Genomic DNA, 17,683 nt, shown 5'->3' on the forward strand with positions numbered 1-17,683 from the left:
CAGGAGCCGCGTCGATCTGGTCATAGGCCTTGTACTCGCCGAAGTACTTCGTGATCGCGGCCGTCAGCGACGTCTTGCCATGGTCAACGTGACCGATCGTGCCAATGTTGACGTGCGGCTTGTTGCGCTCAAACTTGCTCTTTGCCATTTCCGGCTTCTCCGTTCTTATCCCCGTCAGGGGTTATTCTCTAATTTGATTGGGCGGGGTTACCCCGGTCACTTCTGACCGGAGTACTTGGCCTGGATTTCGTTTGCGACGTTGGTCGGAACCGGTGCGTAGTGATCGAAGGTCATCGAATACTGCGCGCGGCCCTGGGACATGGAGCGCAGGTTGTCGACGTACTTGAACATGTTCGCGAGCGGCACATGGGCGTTGATCACGACGGCGATGCCGCGCGATTCCTGGCCCTGGATCTGGCCACGACGGGAGTTCAGGTCGCCGATAACGTCACCGACGTAATCTTCCGGAGTGACAACTTCGACCTTCATCATCGGCTCGAGGAGCTGAGCACCGGCCTTCTTGGCTGCTTCACGGAAGCAGGCGCGAGACGCGATTTCGAATGCCAGAACCGAGGAGTCGACGTCATGGTAGGCACCGTCGATGAGCGTCGCCTTGACGCCCAGCATCGGGAAGCCAGCCAGCGGACCGGAAGACAGAACGCTTTCGATGCCCTTCTGGACGCCCGGGATGTATTCCTTCGGAACAGAACCGCCGACGATCTTGGACTCGAACTTGAAGTCGTCGCCGTCCGGGTTCGGTTCGAAGACGATCTTGACGCGCGCGAACTGGCCGGTACCACCGGACTGCTTCTTGTGCGTGTAATCTTCTTCGTGCTTGCGCGTGATGGTTTCGCGGTAAGCAACCTGCGGAGCACCGACGGTGGCTTCGACCTTGAACTCGCGACGCATGCGGTCGACGAGGATGTCGAGGTGAAGTTCGCCCATGCCGGCGATGATCGTCTGGCCGGACTCTTCGTCGGTCTTGACGCGGAAGGACGGGTCTTCGGCAGCCAGGCGGTTGAGCGCGAGGCCCATCTTTTCCTGGTCGCCCTTGGACTTCGGCTCGATGGCGATCTGGATGACCGGCTCGGGGAATTCCATGCGCTCGAGGATGACCGGCTTCAGCGGATCGCAGAGCGTGTCGCCCGTGGTGGTTTCCTTGAGGCCTGCGAGAGCGACGATGTCGCCGGCGAAGGCTTCTTCGATGTCTTCACGGGAGTTCGAGTGCATCTGCAGCATGCGGCCGACGCGCTCGCGCTTTTCCTTGACCGTGTTCAACAGAGCAGCGCCCTTTTCGAGCTTGCCCGAATAGATACGGCAGAAGGTCAGCGAACCGACGAAGGGGTCGTTCATGATCTTGAACGCCAGCATCGAAAGCGGCTCGGTGTCATCGGGATGACGTTCGATTTCGGCTTCGGTCTTGACGTCGATGCCCTTGATGGCCGGAATGTCTGCCGGCGACGGCAGGAATTCGACAACCGCGTCGAGGAGCGGCTGAACGCCTTTGTTCTTGAAGGCAGAACCGCAGAACATCGGGAAGAACTTGACGTCGATCGTGCCGCGACGGATGAGCGCACGGATCTTATCGTTGTCCGGCATGACGCCGTTCAGATAGTTTTCCATGGCTTCTTCGTCGATATCGACAACCGTCTCGATCATCTTTTCGCGGAATTCTTCGGCACGAGCCTTCAGGTCTTCCGGGATTTCGACGACGTCCCACTGGGCGCCGAGTGACTCGTCGCGCCAGACGAGAGCGTTCATCTCGATCAGGTCGACGATGCCCTTGAATTCGGTTTCAGCACCGATCGGCAACTGGCAGACAACCGCAGTCGCGCCGAGGCGCGTCTTGATCATCTCGACCGAGCGATAGAAATCGGCACCGGTCTTGTCCATCTTGTTGCAGAAGATCAGGCGCGGAACCTTGTACTTGTCGGCCTGACGCCAGACGGTTTCCGTCTGCGGCTCAACGCCGGCATTGGCATCGAGGAGAGCGACAGCACCGTCGAGCACGCGCAGCGAACGTTCAACTTCGATGGTGAAGTCGACGTGGCCGGGGGTGTCGATGATGTTGAAGCGGCGCATCTTGCCGTCACGGCCCTTCCAGAAGGTCGTGGTCGCAGCAGAGGTGATCGTGATGCCACGCTCCTGCTCCTGCTCCATCCAGTCCATCGTGGCTGCGCCGTCGTGAACTTCGCCGATCTTGTGCGACTTGCCGGTGTAATAAAGGATACGCTCGGTGGTCGTGGTCTTGCCGGCGTCGATATGCGCCATGATACCGAAATTGCGGTAGTCTTCGATTTTATATTCGCGAGCCATAGGACTGCCTTTCGAAATTCGATCGAGTGAAGATTACCAACGGTAATGCGAGAATGCGCGGTTGGCGTCGGCCATCTTGTGCGTATCTTCACGCTTCTTGACGGCGCTGCCACGATTGTTTGCAGCATCCATGAGTTCACCGGAAAGGCGATCGACCATCGTCGTTTCGTTGCGCTTGCGGGCAGCAGCGATCACCCAACGGATCGCGAGAGCCTGACGGCGCTCGGGACGAACGTCGACCGGAACCTGGTAGGTCGCACCACCAACGCGGCGCGAACGAACTTCGACATGCGGCGCGACATTGTCGAGCGCCGAATGGAAGATACCCAGCGGGTCGGCCTTGGCCTTGCCCTGCACGACGTCGAACGCGCCGTAAACGATGTTTTCAGCTACGGACTTCTTGCCGTGGAGCATGATCGCATTCATGAACTTCGTGACGACCAGATCGCCGAACTTCGGGTCCGGATTGATCTCACGCTTCTCTGCACTATGGCGTCGGGACATACTTCTCGTCTCTCAATTGTTACGGGCGCTTTACCACGCGGAGAACCTCGCGCAGCGCCGGATAATCAGAATTCCGAATTACTTCGGACGCTTCGCACCGTACTTGGAACGGCGCTGCTTGCGGTTCTTGACGCCCTGGGTGTCGAGAACGCCGCGGATGATGTGGTAGCGAACACCCGGCAAGTCCTTGACGCGGCCGCCGCGGATCATCACGACAGAGTGTTCCTGCAGGTTGTGGCCTTCACCCGGGATGTAGCCGATGACTTCGAAGCCGTTGGTCAGGCGAATCTTGGCAACCTTACGCAGAGCCGAGTTCGGCTTCTTCGGGGTCGTCGTGTAAACGCGGGTGCAAACGCCGCGCTTCTGGGGGTTTTCCTGCAGAGCAGGAACCTTGTTACGCTTTACGTTCGCCTGGCGAGGCTTGCGGATCAGCTGGTTTACGGTAGGCATTCAACCATCCCTTACGTTTTTCTCAGTACCCTTTCGGGCCGATCTGATGCCGTTTCCGGCGGCGGCACACACATTTCCTCATGCGCAAAACGTGGCCCGATCCGCTTTTCGCGGATGGACCACAGAAAGCAGAGGACGCATTCCTCATGCGTCGTGCGTGCAGCATTCGTGTCTTCAACGTGCGTATGGAACCGTGTCTGAGGCATACTCCGGAACGAGTCGTTCCGAACGGGCAAGCCTCACATCGCTTCCGATGCGGGGCGTTTACTGTTTTCCCCCCTGCCCGTCAAGACCGAATCCTAAATTATTGCCCCAAACCCTTGGTTTCGGGGGCAAATGGAGGGTTTCGAGACAAGTTTCGTGAAATATGACATGCCCTCGCGGATAATGTTTGGGAATCATCGCCGATCGCACTAAAGAGTGCGGGAACCTTCCGTTCCGCCTCGTCTTCGGACGATACCAGGGATTCGCTTGCGGAGATGACCATGATCGCCACACCCGACAATGACAACAACCTCGACGGGCCGATGGTCTTCATCATCATCGGCAAGGGCTACGAAAAGAAGGGCGCCGAGGGCATCGAACTGCATATCATGCTGCGCGCGCCGGACGACGATTCCGCCGTCCGCGAAGCGCTCAACGCGCTCTCCGAAGAAGGCTTCATCGAGGCCGACCTCGACCAGATCGGCGTCCTGACCGACGAACCGACCGAGGAGCCGCATGCCTCCGCCTACCAGGGCGCCCTCGAAGGCGAAGTGGCGATCATCCGGTTCGAGTAGCCCCGATCTCCAAAGAGGCCTGGCTGCCCTCGCCTCCTCCGGCTGGCGGACGTTGTCTCTCCTTACCCTCACCAGTGGCGACACGTCCACGTTTCGCCAGAGCATGCACCAAGCCGCCGGACAGTTCCGGCGGCTTTTTTGATGCCCTGTCCCTTGGCCCGAAACGAAAAAACCGCCCGGATCGCTCCGGGCGGTTTTGATTTCCAATTGGCCGTTACCGATCACTCCGCGGGCGTGTTCTCGGTGTTCAGGTCCTGAAGCATCGGGGTGGCGGACGAAGCGCCCGAACCCTTCTTGCGTTCTTCCAGGATGAGCTCGTCGCGCGATGTGGCGATACGGCGGATCTGGGTCATGGTGCCGCCCGTACCGGCCGGGATGAGACGGCCGACGATGACGTTTTCCTTGAGGCCCTGCAGCGTGTCGGTCTTGCCGGCGATCGCGGCTTCCGTCAGCACCTTGGTCGTTTCCTGGAAGGAAGCGGCCGAGATGAAGGACGGGGTCTGCAGCGACGCCTTGGTGATGCCGAGCAGAACCGGTTCGCCGTAAGCGGGCTTCTTGCCTTCTTCGGCGAGACGCTCGTTGACTTCGTCCAGTTCGATCCGGTCGACATTGTCACCGACGATGTACTGGCTGTCGCCGGCATCGGTGATCTCGACCTTCTGCAACATCTGACGGACAATCACCTCGATGTGCTTGTCGTTGATGACAACGCCCTGCAGACGATAGACTTCCTGGATTTCGTTGACGAGGTAGGAAGCAAGTGCTTCCACGCCCTTGATCGCCAGGATGTCGTGCGGCGCCGGATTGCCGTCGAGGATGTAGTCGCCCTTTTCGATGTAGTCGCCTTCCTGAAGATGGAAGGGCTTGCCCTTCGGGATCAGGTATTCGACCGGCTCGACACCGTCTTCCGCCGGCTCGATCATGACGCGACGCTTGTTCTTGTAGTCGCGGCCGAGGCGGATCGTACCATCGATCTCAGCGATGATGGCGTGATCCTTCGGACGACGGGCTTCGAAGAGCTCGGCAACACGCGGCAGACCACCGGTGATGTCCTTGGTCTTGGCGCTTTCCAGCGGAACGCGGGCGAGAACGTCGCCCTGGCTGACCTTCTGACCCGGCTCGACCGACAGGATGGCGTCGACCGACAGGTTGAAGCGGGCTTCGCCACCGCGGGCCAGTTTCATGATTGTGCCCGAAGCGTCCTTGATGACGATCGCCGGCTTCAGGTCGATGCCGCGTGGCGTCGAACGCCAGTCGATGACCTGACGCTTGGTGATGCCGGTGGATTCGTCGGTCGATTCCGAAACCGAGATCGAGTCGACCACGTCTTCGAACTGAACCGTACCTTCCACTTCCGTCATCATCGGGCGTGTGTAGGGGTCCCACTCTGCCAGACGCTGACCGCGACGAACCTTGTCGCCATCATCCACGAACAGCTTCGAACCGTAGGCGACGCGCTGCGAGGAACGCTCGACGCCGCGCTCGTCAAGGATGGTGACCGCCATGTTGCGGCCCATCGCGACGAGAACGCCTTCGGAGTTCCGCAGCATGTTGCGGTTCTTGATCTGGATCGTGCCTTCGTACGACGCTTCCAGGAACGACTGGTCGACCACGTTTGCCGTACCACCCAAGTGGAAGGTACGCATGGTGAGCTGGGTTCCCGGCTCGCCGATCGACTGAGCCGCGATGACGCCGACGGCTTCGCCCATGTTGACCGGAGTACCACGGGCCAGATCTCGGCCGTAGCAGACCGAGCAGACGCCCGTCTGAACTTCGCAGGTCAGTGCAGAACGGATGCGGATCGACTGGATACCAGCCTTTTCGATCTCGATGACATCCGGCTCGAGGATCATCTTGCCGGCATCGACGATGCGGGCACCCGTGACCGGATGATCGATGTCGTCGAGTGCGGTACGGCCAAGAACACGAGCGCCGATGGAAGCCACGACCTGACCGGCGTCAACGATCGCCGTCATGGTGAGGCCGCTCTCGGTGCCGCAATCGACCAGATTGACGATGCAGTCCTGCGCCACGTCGACGAGACGACGGGTCAGGTAACCGGAGTTCGCGGTCTTCAAGGCGGTGTCTGCCAGACCCTTACGGGCACCGTGGGTCGAGTTGAAGTACTCGTTAACGGTCAGGCCTTCCTTGAAGTTCGAGATGATCGGCGTTTCGATGATCTCACCCGACGGCTTGGCCATCAGGCCACGCATGCCGCCCAGCTGGCGCATCTGGTTCGGAGAACCACGGGCACCCGAGTGGGACATCATGTAGATGGCGTTCATCTGCTTTTGGCGACCGGTTTCCGGATCGAACTCGACGGCCTTAATGCGGGCCATCATGTCTTCCGCAACCTTCTCGGTAGCCTTGCCCCAGGCGTCGACGACCTTGTTGTACTTTTCGCCCTGAGTGATCAGGCCGTCGTTGTACTGCTGCTCGTATTCCTTCACCAGGGTCTCGGTATCACCAACGATCTTCGCCTTGGTTTCCGGGATGATCATGTCATCCTTGCCGAAGGAGATACCGGCCTTGCAGGCGTGCGTGAAGCCGAGCTGCATGATGCGGTCGCAGAAGATCACCGTGTCCTTCTGGCCGCAGTGACGGTAGACCGTGTCGATCATCTTGGAGATGTTCTTCTTGGTCATTTCCTGGTTGCAGGTCTCGAACGGCACGTTGACGTTCTTCGGCAGAAGTTCGCCGATGATCATGCGGCCGGGGGTCGTTTCATAGATCTTCGAGACCAGCTTGCCGTCGGCATCCAGGGTCTTGAAGCGACCGCGGATCTTGGCATGCAGGGTAACGACCTTGTTTTCCAGAGCGTGGTGCAGTTCGCCCATGTCGGAGAAGGCCATGCCTTCGCCCGGCTCGTTCTGGTTCATGATCGCCAGATAGTAGAGGCCGAGAACCATGTCCTGCGACGGAACGATGATCGGTGCGCCGTTTGCAGGGTGCAGGATGTTGTTCGTCGACATCATCAGCACGCGGGCTTCGAGCTGGGCTTCGAGCGACAGCGGCACGTGAACGGCCATCTGGTCACCGTCGAAGTCGGCGTTGAAGGCCGTGCAGACGAGCGGATGCAGCTGGATCGCCTTGCCTTCGACCAGGATCGGTTCGAAGGCCTGGATGCCCAGGCGGTGCAGCGTCGGTGCGCGGTTCAGGAGAACCGGATGCTCGCGGATAACCTCGTCGAGGATATCCCAGACTTCCGGCTTTTCCTTTTCAACCAGCTTCTTGGCCTGCTTGACGGTCGAGGAGTAACCCTTGGCGTCGAGGCGGGCGTAGATGAACGGCTTGAACAGTTCGAGCGCCATCTTCTTCGGCAGGCCGCACTGGTGCAGCTTCAGTTCCGGACCGGTCACGATGACAGAACGGCCGGAATAGTCGACGCGCTTGCCGAGAAGGTTCTGGCGGAAGCGGCCCTGCTTGCCCTTGAGCATATCGGACAGCGACTTCAGCGGACGCTTGTTGGCGCCGGTGATGACGCGGCCACGACGGCCGTTGTCGAACAGCGCGTCCACAGATTCCTGCAGCATGCGCTTTTCGTTGCGGATGATGATGCCCGGAGCGCGCAGTTCGATCAGGCGCTTCAGACGGTTGTTACGGTTGATGACGCGACGATAGAGATCGTTGAGGTCCGAGGTCGCAAAGCGGCCGCCATCGAGCGGAACCAGCGGGCGCAGGTCCGGCGGGATGACCGGGACGACCTTCATGATCATCCATTCCGGACGGTTGCCCGATTCCATGAAGTTCTCGACGATCTTCAGGCGCTTCATCAGCTTCTTCTGCTTCAGGTCCGACGTGGTGTCGGCAAGTTCCGAACGCAGGTCGCCGGCGATCTTTTCGAGATTCATCGAGGCGAGCATCTCGTAGATGGCCTCGGCGCCGATCATCGCCGTGAACTGATCTTCGCCGAACTCGTCGACGGCGATCATGTATTCTTCTTCGGAAAGAAGCTGGTTTTCCTTGAGCGAGGTGAGGCCCGGCTCAGTGACGATGTAGTTCTCGAAATACAGAACGCGCTCGACATCCTTCAGCGTCATGTCGAGAAGGGTCGAGATGCGCGACGGAAGCGACTTCAGGAACCAGATATGGGCGACGGGAGCGGCGAGCTCGATATGGCCCATGCGCTCACGGCGAACGCGCGACAGCGTGACTTCGACGCCGCACTTTTCGCAGATGATGCCCTTGTACTTCATGCGCTTGTACTTGCCGCACAGGCACTCATAGTCCTTGATCGGCCCGAAGATGCGCGCGCAGAAAAGGCCGTCGCGTTCCGGCTTGAAGGTACGGTAGTTGATGGTCTCCGGCTTTTTGATCTCGCCGTAGGACCAGGAGAGAATCTTCTCCGGAGACGCGATCGAGATACGGATCGAATCGAAGTGCTGTGCAGGCACCTGCGGATTGAAAAGATTCATGACCTCTTGGTTCATGCCTATCTCCTTTAGGGGCGGAAGCCCTCGGCTGGCGATCGAAACGGTCCGAATTCCCGGGAGGGACCGCCCGATGCTCTAAAACAGTATTAGCCGCGAAATGCGGCAAAAATCCCCTGTCCTTCCGGCGGATACCGGAGGTGGGAGTGGCGCGCGCCCATTCCTGGCGCGCGCCGGCTTGTCGTTTTATTCGGCTGCGTCGGGCAACTGACCGGCATTCGCCTCGTCGATCTTCGAGTTCTCGAGCTCGACGGACAGGCCGAGAGAGCGCATTTCCTTGACGAGAACGTTGAAGCTCTCCGGAATGCCTGCCTCGAACGTGTCGTCGCCGCGAACGATCGCTTCGTAGACCTTGGTACGGCCGGCCACGTCGTCCGACTTCACGGTCAGCATTTCCTGCAGCGTGTAGGCGGCGCCATAGGCTTCGAGCGCCCAGACTTCCATTTCGCCGAAGCGCTGGCCGCCGAACTGCGCCTTGCCACCGAGCGGCTGCTGGGTGACCAGCGAGTACGGACCGATCGAACGCGCGTGGATCTTGTCGTCCACAAGGTGGTTCAGCTTGATCATGTACATGTAGCCGACAGTCACCTTGCGGTCGAACTGCTCGCCGGTACGGCCGTCATAGAGGACCGACTGACCGGACGGATCGAGGCCCGCCTTGGTCAGCATGGCTGCGACGTCCGGCTCATGCGCACCGTCGAAGACCGGCGTTGCGATCGACAGACCACGCTTGGACTGCTCGGCCAGACGAACGAGAGAGTCGTCGTCGAAGCTGGCAACTTCAGCGTTTGCCTCACTCTGATAGGCTTCCGTCAGCTCTTTCTTCAAGTCGGTGATATCGTTCGACTTGCGGTATTCTTCAAGCATCGCGCCGATACGCTTGCCCATGCCGGCGCAAGCCCACGCCAGGTGCGTCTCGAGGATCTGACCGACGTTCATGCGCGAAGGCACGCCGAGCGGGTTCAGAACGATGTCGACATGCGTGCCGTCCTCGAGGAACGGCATGTCCTCGACCGGTACGATGCGCGACACGACGCCCTTGTTGCCGTGACGGCCAGCCATCTTGTCGCCCGGCTGAATCTTGCGCTTCACAGCGACGAAGACCTTGACCATCTTCATGACGCCCGGCGGCATTTCGTCACCGCGCTGGACCTTTTCGACCTTGTCCATGAAGCGCTGTTCAAGGCGCGACTTGGATTCGTCGTACTGGCCACGCAGAGCTTCGACTTCGCCCTGCACCTTTTCGTCCTCGACTGCGAACATCCACCACTGCGAGCGGGGATATTCGGAGATGACGGCGTTGGTGAGCTCGATGCCCTTCTTGAAGCCCTTCGGACCGGCAACCGACATCTGGCCGCGCAGCATGTCCGTCAGACGGCCATAGACGTTGCGGTCGAGAATTGCCTGTTCGTCGTCGCGGTCCTTGGCGAGGCGTTCGATTTCCTCACGCTCGATCGCCATGGCGCGTTCGTCCTTCTCCACACCGTGACGGTTGAAGACGCGGACTTCGACGACCGTGCCGAACGTGCCCGGAGGCATGCGCATGGAGGTGTCGCGAACGTCGGAGGCCTTTTCACCGAAGATGGCGCGCAGAAGCTTTTCTTCCGGCGTCATCGGGCTTTCGCCCTTCGGAGTGATCTTGCCGACGAGAATGTCGCCCGGCTGGACTTCGGCGCCGATGTAGACGATGCCGGCTTCGTCGAGGTTCTTCAGCGCTTCTTCCGAAACGTTCGGAATGTCGCGGGTGATTTCTTCCGGACCAAGCTTGGTGTCACGCGCCATCACTTCGAATTCTTCGATGTGAATGGAGGTGAATACGTCGTCCGACACGATGCGCTCGGAGAGCAGGATCGAGTCTTCGTAGTTGTAGCCGTTCCAGGGCATGAACGCGACAAGCGCGTTGCGGCCGAGCGCCAAGTCACCAAGGTCCGTCGACGGACCGTCGGCAATGATGTCGCCCTTGTTCAGGATGTCGCCGACGGCGACCAGCGGACGCTGGTTGACGCAGGTGTTCTGGTTCGAACGCTGGAACTTCTGCAGACGATAGATATCGACGCCCGACTTCGACGGATCGAGGTCTTCGGTGGCGCGGATAACGATACGCGTCGCGTCGACCTGGTCGACCACGCCGCCACGGCGGGCAGCGATCGCTGCACCGGAGTCGCGAGCGACGACCGGTTCCATGCCGGTGCCGACGAACGGAGCTTCAGCACGTACCAGCGGCACGGCCTGACGCTGCATGTTCGAGCCCATGAGAGCGCGGTTGGCGTCGTCGTTTTCCAGGAACGGGATCAGAGCTGCCGCGACCGAAACAAGCTGCTTCGGCGAGACGTCCATCAGGTTGATGGTGTCGCGCGGGGACAGCATGACTTCGCCGGCATGACGGCAGACGACGAACTCTTCCACGAAAGAGCCGTTCTTATCCAGTTCGGCGTTCGCCTGTGCGACGTAATACTTCGCCTCTTCCATAGCGGAGAGGTAAAGCACTTCCTTCGTCACCACACCGTCGATGATCTTGCGATACGGGCTTTCGATGAAGCCGTACTTGTTGACGCGGGCAAAAGTTGCAAGCGAGTTGATCAGACCGATGTTCGGGCCTTCCGGCGTTTCGATCGGGCAAATACGGCCGTAATGGGTCGGGTGAACGTCGCGGACTTCGAAGCCGGCGCGCTCGCGGGTCAGACCACCCGGGCCAAGTGCCGAAAGACGGCGCTTGTGGGTGATTTCCGAAAGCGGGTTCACCTGGTCCATGAACTGCGACAGCTGCGAGGAACCGAAGAATTCGCGAACCGCGGCGGCTGCCGGCTTCGCGTTGATCAGGTCCTGCGGCATGACGGTATCGATCTCGATCGACGACATGCGTTCCTTGATAGCGCGCTCCATGCGGAGCAGGCCGAGGCGATACTGATTTTCCATCAGTTCGCCGACAGAACGGACGCGGCGGTTCCCGAGGTTGTCGATGTCGTCGATCTCGCCCTTGCCGTCGCGCAGTTCGACCAGCATCCGGACTACGGCCAGGATGTCGTCCTTGCGCAGCGTACGGACGGTGTCGGCGACTTCGAGGTCGAGGCGCATGTTCATCTTGACGCGGCCGACGGCGGAGAGGTCGTAACGCTCCGAATCGAAGAACAGCGAGTTGAACATGGCTTCGGCCGATTCCATGGTCGGCGGTTCACCCGGACGCATGACGCGGTAGATGTCGAACAGAGCGTCCTGACGGTTCTCGTTCTTGTCGGCCGACAGCGTGTTGCGGATGTAGGCGCCGACATTGATATGGTCGATGCCGAGAACCGGAACTTCGTCGAAACCTGCATTGAGGATGACCGGCAGGGTCTTTTCGTCGATCTCGTCGCCGGCTTCGAGGTAGATCTCGCCGGTTGCCGCGTTGACGATGTCTTCGGCAAGATAGTTGCCGTAGATGTCGTCATTGGTTGCCTTCAACGCCTTCAGGCCCTTGTCCGTCAGCTGACGGAGAAGGCGCGGCGTGAGCTTCTTGCCGGATTCGACAACCACTTCGCCGGTATCGGCGTCGATCATGTCGGAAAGGGTCTTGGCACCCTTCAGGGTTTCCGGCTGGAACGGAATCCGCCAGCCATCGCCGTCGCGCTGATAGGACGACTTCGTATAGAAGGTCGACAGGATTTCTTCACCGTCCATGCCAAGCGCCATCAGCAGCGAGGTCACGGGGATCTTACGGCGGCGGTCGATGCGGGCGTAGACGATATCCTTGGCGTCGAATTCGATGTCGAGCCAGGAACCGCGATACGGGATGACGCGGGCAGCGAAGAGCAGCTTGCCGGAAGAATGGCTCTTGCCCTTGTCGTGGTCAAAGAAGACGCCCGGCGAACGGTGCATCTGGGACACGATCACGCGCTCGGTGCCGTTCACGATGAACGTACCGTTATCGGTCATGAGCGGCATGTCGCCCATGTAGACCGACTGCTCCTTGATGTCCTTGATCGACTTTGCGCCCGTATCCTCGTCGATATCGAACACGATGAGACGCAGTGTCACCTTAAGCGGCGCTGCATAGGTCAGATCGCGCTGACGGCATTCTTCCACGTCGAACTTCGGCAGTTCGAATTCGTAGGATACGAATTCGAGCATGGAGGCGCCGGAAAAATCGGTGATCGGGAAGACCGACCGGAAGACGGCGTTCAGACCTTCGTCCGGACGACCGCCCTTCGGTTCATCGACCATCAGGAACTGGTCATAGGATGCCTTCTGAACCTCGATGAGGTTCGGCATCTCAGTGACTTCGGGGATTTTTCCAAAAAACTTGCGTACGCGCCTGCGACCATTAAAGGAAAGGGTCTGAGCCATCGTCGCTCCTTCAAACTTGCATCCGGGCCTGCAACGGACGGGGTTCGCTGGCCAGTCGATCCCGTCGATCAATGGGTATTCCCAATCTCGTCCCACCTCTCGAACACGCCAGGCCGGATTGCCTTTTCTGTTCGATTCGGGACCATCCTCTTGAGAACCCATTACCCAGGAACCGTTTTGACGGTTCCTGGGTAATATGTTCGGAGGAAACCGGCGGGAGAGGAGACCCCTCCCGCCGCATTCCGATATTACTTAACGTCGACCTTGGCGCCGGCGTCCTCAAGCTTCTTCTTGAGGTCAGCGGCTTCAGCCTTGTTAACGCCTTCCTTGACAGCCTTCGGAGCGGCTTCAACGAGATCCTTGGCTTCCTTGAGGCCCAGGCCGGTGATGGCGCGGACTTCCTTGATGACGTTGATCTTGTTGGCGCCGGCATCAGCGAGGATGACGTCGAACTCGGTCTTTTCTTCTTCAACGACAGCAGCAGCAGCGCCACCGCCAGCAGCAGCGACAGCTACCGGAGCAGCTGCAGATACGCCCCACTTCTCTTCGAGCAGCTTGGAAAGCTCAGCGGCTTCCAGAACGGTCAGAGCAGAGAGGTCTTCAACGATCTTTGCGAGATCAGCCATTTTGATAGTTCCTTATATTCGGTTCGAACTTGATTTGGGTATGAACAGCGAAAAACCGCCTTAAGCGGCTTCCTCGTCCTTCTTGGCGTAGGCCGCGAACACGCGGGCAAGCTGGCTTGCCGGTGCTGCAACAACCGTCGCGATACGCGATGCCGGGGCATTCAAGAGGCCCAGCAGCTTGCCGCGAAGCTCGTCCAGCGAAGGCAGGGTCGCAAGCGACTTGACCGCATCCGCAGTGAGCGTGGTTGCACCCATGGAACCGCCCAGAACAATGATCTTGTCATTGGTCTTGGCGAAATCCATGACGACCTTCGGAGCCGTTACCGGGTCTTCGCTGAATGCGATCAGCGTCTGACCCTTGAAGAGATTTGACATCCCTTCCGACTCCGTACCCTGAAGAGCGATCTTGGCCAGACGGTTCTTCGCGACTTTGACGGTGCCGCCAGCAGCGCGCATCTTCGAACGAAAATCGTTCATCTGCGCAACTGTGACACCAGCATAGTGGGCCACGACAACCGAACCAGAAGCCTTGAAGACTTCGTTCAGCTCCGTGACAAATTCGCGCTTTTCCGCTCTTTCCACTGTCTGTCTCCAGTTGACGGGACCGCAATCCTGCAGGCCCCATCGGGTTGCCTTTGCCTCAAGGGATCCCTTGATTAGGACCCCAAGCGACGCTTGAGGATCCTGTCCCCTCGCACTGTCGCCACTGGGGCTCCAGGCACAAGGCACACTAGGCTCGAACCGAATTCGTAAAGCGCGCTAGCGCCTCAAAAATCTCGGGTCTTACCCGTCTCATGCAGGCATCAAGTGATTAAGGTCGAAACCACCCGCAATCTCGGACAGGAATTCCCAGGTTTCCCTGGGAAATTCCCGGCCCCGAAGGACCGGGAATTCATGCAGTCCAGAACCCAAAGGCGCTGGACAGAACTTTAGATCGTCACCGTCGACGGATCGATCTTGACGCCCGGACCCATGGTCGAGGAAATCGCTACGCGCTTGACGTAGTTACCCTTCGCACCAGCCGGCTTGGCCTTGATGACCGCATCGGCGAAAGCCTTGATGTTCTCTTCGAGGGCCTTGGCTTCGAAGGAAGCCTTGCCGATGCCGGCGTGGATGATGCCAGCCTTCTCGACGCGGAACTCGACAGCGCCGCCCTTGGAAGCCTTGACGGCGCCCGTGACGTCCATGGTGACGGTTCCGACCTTCGGGTTCGGCATCATGCCGCGCGGGCCGAGAACCTTACCGAGACGACCGACGAGCGGCATCATGTCCGGGGTGGCGATGCAGCGATCGAAGTCGATCTTGCCGCCCTGAACGATTTCGACCAGATCTTCGGCGCCGACGATGTCTGCACCGGCAGCCTTGGCTTCGTCAGCCTTGGCGCCACGTGCGAAAACGGCGACGCGAACGTCACGGCCGGTACCGTTCGGCAGGTTGACCACGCCGCGGACCATCTGGTCTGCGTGACGCGGATCGACGCCGAGGTTCATGGAGATTTCGACGGTTTCGTCGAACTTCGCCGTGGCGCGAACCTTGACCATCGAAATGGCTTCCGTCAGGGCGACCAGCTTGGTCGGATCGACGCCTTCGCGGATCTTCTGAATACGCTTTGCAAGCTTTACCATGTTAAGCCACCACTTCCAGGCCCATGGCGCGGGCAGAGCCCTCGATCATGGCCATTGCGCCTTCGAGATCGGCCGCGTTCAGATCCTTCATCTTCGCCTGGGCGATGGTCTGGATCTGAGCCTTGGTCAGGGTGCCAGCCTTGGCGCCCTTGCCCGGGGTCTTCGAACCCGAGGTGATCTTCGCTTCCTTCTTCAGCCAATAGCTGACCGGAGGCTGCTTCATCGCGAAGGTGAAGGACTTGTCCTGGAAATAGGTGATGACGACCGGGATCGGCATGCCCTTTTCCATTTCCTGCGTGGCGGCGTTGAACGCCTTGCAGAATTCCATGATGTTGATGCCGCGCTGACCAAGTGCAGGACCGATCGGCGGGGACGGATTGGCCGACCCTGCCTTTACCTGCAGCTTGAGGTGGCCCATAACTTTCTTAGCCATAACTCTCTGCCTTTCGAGAGACCGGTTACCCGGCTCATTAGAGACCGGTTTCCCGGTCCGACATGCCGGCTTTCACCGGCGGCTGCGGTTGCGTGGTTCGGACAAAATGCCCGGCTAAGGCACCGCTCCTCCCACGCGTTTGCGGCAAACGCCGCACGAGGCCCGCTGCGCAAACAGCAGGCCCCATTTCGAAATTCATCAGACCTTTTCGACCTGGGCGTATTCCAGCTCGACCGGGGTCGCGCGGCCGAAGATCGAGACCTCGACCTTGAGGCGCGAACGTTCTTCGTCGACATCCTGTACGGTGCCGTTGAAGGACGCGAAAGGACCGTCGGAAACGCGGACCTGCTCGCCGATCTCGAAGGTGATCGAGGACTTCGGCCGCTCGACACCTTCCTGGACCTGGCCGAGGATGCGCTCGGCTTCGAAGTCCGGGATCGGCACCGGCTTGTTGTCGGAACCAAGGAAGCCGGTAACCTTCGGCGTGTTCTTGATCAGGTGATAGGCTTCATCGGTCAGGTTGGCCCGAACCATGACGTAACCCGGAAAGAACTTGCGCTCGGAATCAACCTTGCGGCCGCGGCGCACCTCGACGACCTTTTCGGTCGGCACGAGGATCTTTTCGAACAGGTGCTCAAGCCCCTTCTGGCGAGCCTTGTTCTCGATGTCCTCGGCCACCTTCTTCTCAAAATTAGAATATGCGTGGACGATGTACCAACGCGCCGCCATCTTTATTCTCCAGGATCAAACGCTGACGTTCAGTACGAGACGGAGCAACCATCCCATAAGCTGGTCTGCAGCGAAGAAAAACAGCGCAGCGAACACAACCATAACCAGAACCATGGCCGTGGAAATCATGGTCTCACGACGAGACGGCCAATGGATTTTCGTCGTCTCGGAGCGCACTTGGCGCAGAAACGTAACGGGATTGGTTTTGGATGCCATAGATTGCCCACGCAATTACGGCGCGTAAAGCTGAACTCTCTCAGCCCCACGCACCGCGTGTCTGTTTTGACCTACATAAACACCCCTTCCCCTTTACACAAGAGGGAAAACAGTGTTCGATGAAATTTCGCCGTTTTGCACGACGCCCATTTCCCGACAATTCCGCTGCGGATAATCTCGCGCCAATCATCTGAAAATGGCAGGGGCGGCCGGGCTTGAACCGACGACCTGCGGTTTTGGAGACCGCCGCTCTACCAACTGAGCTACACCCCTTCAACCTTGGCGGAAAGTAAACCGGAAACTCCGGCTCACCGCCAACTGGCTAGGCGCTCCCTTTAAGGGGATGCGCTGCGCTTTGCAAGTGCATTTTTGAATATCCGAACCGTTCATCTGAGCTTTCGGCCCCACCTCGGATGTCTCCGCCATCCGGGCCACCGAAAGCACCTCTTCCGCAGCCAGTCACCGAGCGGAGACTTACTGCGCCTGATGATCTCGCCCACCCCCCACTCCGTATGCGCCCCAGAAAATATGTCTCTTCAAGGGTGCGTGCGATTGACAATGGCCACAGAGCACGACGGCGGCAGCGCACCAGCCCCTGAGCACCGTGGCGCCGCAGGTCGCGTGTCCGTGGCCGGCGGGCCGCCATCCCATGAGCTCGGCAGGCTGCGATATGTCGGGCGCCGGAACGCCGTTTCCGTTACGAGAACGACCTGTTTTCGACATGCTGACTCCGGGTGAACCTCCCAATTGCCAGAGGGTCAGGGCCGAATGCAAAAGGCCCCGCCGTCGCCGGCAGGGCCTTATCTATTCCAATGTCGCTATCGATTACTCGATGATCGAGGCGACGATGCCGGCGCCGACGGTGCGGCCGCCTTCGCGGATGGCGAAGCGCAGCTTTTCTTCCATCGCGATCGGAACGATCAGCTCGACGGCAACGGTGACGTTGTCGCCCGGCATGACCATTTCCGTGCCTTCCGGCAGCGAGACGATGCCCGTCACGTCCGTCGTGCGGAAGTAGAACTGCGGACGGTAGTTGGTGAAGAACGGCGTATGACGACCGCCTTCTTCTTTCGTCAGGATATAGGCTTCAGCCATGAACTTCTTGTGCGGCTTGACCGAACCCGGCTTGCACAGGATCTGGCCACGCTCGACGCCGTCACGCTGGACGCCACGGATCAGCGCGCCGATGTTGTCGCCGGCCTGGCCCTGGTCGAGCAGCTTGCGGAACATTTCAACGCCGGTCACCGTCGTC

Annotated in this window: 14 protein-coding genes and 1 tRNA gene; 1 reads left to right on the top strand and 14 read right to left on the bottom strand. The window is 59.6% G+C overall.

Annotated features, from left to right (window positions below; all coding sequences use genetic code 11):
- The 4 genes from AC1DLT_RS30625 to rpsL form a co-directional block, all read right to left on the bottom strand.
- The coding region (locus AC1DLT_RS30625) for a GTP-binding protein (protein ID WP_421363080.1) at positions 1 to 148 on the bottom strand (148 nt) is incomplete at its 3' end.
- A gap of 68 nt (positions 149 to 216) precedes the next feature.
- Entirely contained in the window at positions 217 to 2,316 is a 2,100-nt protein-coding gene (gene fusA / locus AC1DLT_RS30630) for an elongation factor G (protein WP_038542134.1), read from the bottom strand.
- A gap of 33 nt (positions 2,317 to 2,349) precedes the next feature.
- Entirely contained in the window at positions 2,350 to 2,820 is a 471-nt protein-coding gene (rpsG, locus tag AC1DLT_RS30635) for a 30S ribosomal protein S7 (protein WP_007755828.1), read from the bottom strand.
- A gap of 78 nt (positions 2,821 to 2,898) precedes the next feature.
- Entirely contained in the window at positions 2,899 to 3,270 is a 372-nt protein-coding gene (rpsL, locus tag AC1DLT_RS30640; RefSeq protein ID WP_003547537.1) for a 30S ribosomal protein S12, read from the bottom strand.
- A gap of 485 nt (positions 3,271 to 3,755) precedes the next feature.
- Here rpsL and AC1DLT_RS30645 point away from each other — a divergent pair, with 485 nt between their 5' ends.
- Entirely contained in the window at positions 3,756 to 4,049 is a 294-nt protein-coding gene (locus tag AC1DLT_RS30645; protein ID WP_247138032.1) for a transcriptional regulator, read from the top strand.
- Between the two features lie 221 nt (positions 4,050 to 4,270).
- Here the strand turns inward: AC1DLT_RS30645 and rpoC are convergent, their stop codons facing one another.
- From rpoC to AC1DLT_RS30695, 10 genes are all read right to left on the bottom strand, one after another.
- Positions 4,271 to 8,479, bottom strand: a complete 4,209-nt coding sequence (gene rpoC / locus AC1DLT_RS30650; protein WP_247034007.1) for a DNA-directed RNA polymerase subunit beta' — start codon at positions 8,477 to 8,479, stop codon at positions 4,271 to 4,273.
- 186 nt (positions 8,480 to 8,665) lie between these two features.
- The gene (gene rpoB, locus AC1DLT_RS30655) at positions 8,666 to 12,802 is read right to left on the bottom strand and encodes a DNA-directed RNA polymerase subunit beta (RefSeq protein WP_038542126.1); all 4,137 of its coding nucleotides are present in this window, start codon (positions 12,800 to 12,802) and stop codon (positions 8,666 to 8,668) included.
- 248 nt (positions 12,803 to 13,050) lie between these two features.
- Positions 13,051 to 13,428, bottom strand: coding sequence for a 50S ribosomal protein L7/L12 (gene rplL, locus AC1DLT_RS30660; RefSeq protein ID WP_024164302.1), 378 nt, complete (start codon positions 13,426 to 13,428; stop codon positions 13,051 to 13,053).
- A 60-nt stretch (positions 13,429 to 13,488) separates the two neighbouring features.
- Positions 13,489 to 14,046 (bottom strand): 50S ribosomal protein L10, encoded by a 558-nt coding sequence (rplJ, locus tag AC1DLT_RS30665; RefSeq protein WP_258718953.1) that lies wholly within the window; start codon positions 14,044 to 14,046, stop codon positions 13,489 to 13,491.
- A 311-nt stretch (positions 14,047 to 14,357) separates the two neighbouring features.
- A complete protein-coding gene (gene rplA / locus AC1DLT_RS30670; RefSeq protein ID WP_038542117.1) occupies positions 14,358 to 15,053 on the bottom strand; it encodes a 50S ribosomal protein L1 in 696 nt (231 codons plus the stop codon).
- A gap of 1 nt (position 15,054) precedes the next feature.
- Positions 15,055 to 15,486, bottom strand: a complete 432-nt coding sequence (gene rplK / locus AC1DLT_RS30675) for a 50S ribosomal protein L11 (protein WP_037088457.1) — start codon at positions 15,484 to 15,486, stop codon at positions 15,055 to 15,057.
- A 198-nt stretch (positions 15,487 to 15,684) separates the two neighbouring features.
- Positions 15,685 to 16,215: a transcription termination/antitermination protein NusG gene (gene nusG / locus AC1DLT_RS30680; RefSeq protein ID WP_007770615.1), complete on the bottom strand. Its 531-nt coding sequence runs from the start codon at positions 16,213 to 16,215 to the stop codon at positions 15,685 to 15,687.
- 15 nt (positions 16,216 to 16,230) lie between these two features.
- Positions 16,231 to 16,431 carry a preprotein translocase subunit SecE gene (gene secE, locus AC1DLT_RS30685; RefSeq protein WP_038542111.1) on the bottom strand — a complete coding sequence of 67 codons (201 nt, stop codon included), beginning with the start codon at positions 16,429 to 16,431 and terminating at the stop codon, positions 16,231 to 16,233.
- 197 nt (positions 16,432 to 16,628) lie between these two features.
- A tRNA-Trp gene (locus tag AC1DLT_RS30690) sits at positions 16,629 to 16,704 on the bottom strand.
- 552 nt (positions 16,705 to 17,256) lie between these two features.
- The coding region (locus AC1DLT_RS30695) for an EF-Tu C-terminal domain-related protein (protein ID WP_477489232.1) at positions 17,257 to 17,683 on the bottom strand (427 nt) is incomplete at its 5' end.

The organism is Neorhizobium sp. 05N33 (assembly GCF_056397445.1).